The following is a 1202-nucleotide window of genomic DNA, read 5'->3' on the forward strand; positions in this document are numbered from 1 at the left end:
AAACCGCAGAGACGGGCGCCCGGGACACGCGATCGACAGAACTGGGCATGGGCGCGCAGGCTAGCATGGGAACCGCCAGAGCGAGGGAAAGCAAGGAAACGGCGTTGCGCATGACGGACCCACAAGGTTCGCGAGGCGACAGCCGAACACCTGTGTCCGTCCGCCTCGAAGGATGATCGGTCGAACGCCCCTCGAAGCACGTGGCGACGCCGTCCTTAATCCGCTTTCGCGCGAGCGTGCCGGAACATCAAGGGGCGTTTCCACGGCTCTCCGGCCGTCCAGGCCACGACCCTAACGCGATTGACAGCGCTGTCAACAATCCTGCCACGCACGCTTACAGGCGCGTCACCGAGTCGCGCACCACCAATTCATAGGGCGCCAGCAGGCAATCGCCGGCCCGCGGGGTCGAGGCCGCCTCGTCCTCGTTCGACACGCCGGGAACCAGGCGGCGGGCGGCCAGGGCGGCCATCTCCGCGACGGGCTGGCGGATCGTGGTCAGCGCCGGCGTCGTGAACATCGCCCCCGGCGTGTCGTCGAATCCCGCCACCGACAGATCCTGCGGCGGGCGCAGGCCCCGCGCGACCGCGCCCTGGAGCACGCCCAGGGCGGTGTCGTCGTTGCTGGCGAACACCGCCGTCAGCCCGATATCGCGATCGAGGAAGTCGCCAATCGCCGCCAGACCGGACTGGAAGGTGAAATCGCCCTGCGCGACATAGCCCTCGGGCGTATCGAGCCCATGGTCGGCCATGGCGCGTCGATATCCTTCCAACCGTCTCTGGCTGGCCGCATAGGCCACCGGCCCCGTGACGAAGCCGATCCGACGGTGACCGTTCTCGATCAGGTGGACCGTCATGTCATAGGCCGCCCGTCGCTCGTCCATGGCGACGCAGACGCCGCGATGCAGGTCTCGTTCCGGTCCGATGCGGGCATAGGCGATCCCCGCCGCGTCCAGCGCGTCCAGCACCACCGGGTGGTCAGAGTTCGGCGGCGTCAGGATCACCCCGCGCGGCCGGATCGACCCGAGCAACGCCGAGACATCCCGCTTCAAGTTCGGCGAGGCGTGGTCGACCAGCTCCACCATCAGGTGATGGTCCGCGCGGCGCACCTCCATCAGCGCGCCCATCTCCAGCCGGCTCAGATAGTCGTTGCCGCGACCGCTGCGCCAATGCTCGATCGTCAGCTCGGCGTCGACCAGGGCGGCG

General features: G+C 68.6%; 1 protein-coding gene. It reads right to left on the reverse strand.

What is annotated here, in order from left to right; genetic code table 11:
• Window positions 1–334: 334 nt before the first annotated feature.
• A partial coding sequence (locus B2U11_RS07935; protein ID WP_292070968.1) for a substrate-binding domain-containing protein occupies window positions 335–1202 on the reverse strand: 868 nt, incomplete at its 5' end.

Origin of the sequence: Brevundimonas sp. UBA7534 (genome assembly GCF_002479325.1) — a bacterium.
In the GTDB taxonomy this organism is placed as follows: domain Bacteria; phylum Pseudomonadota; class Alphaproteobacteria; order Caulobacterales; family Caulobacteraceae; genus Brevundimonas.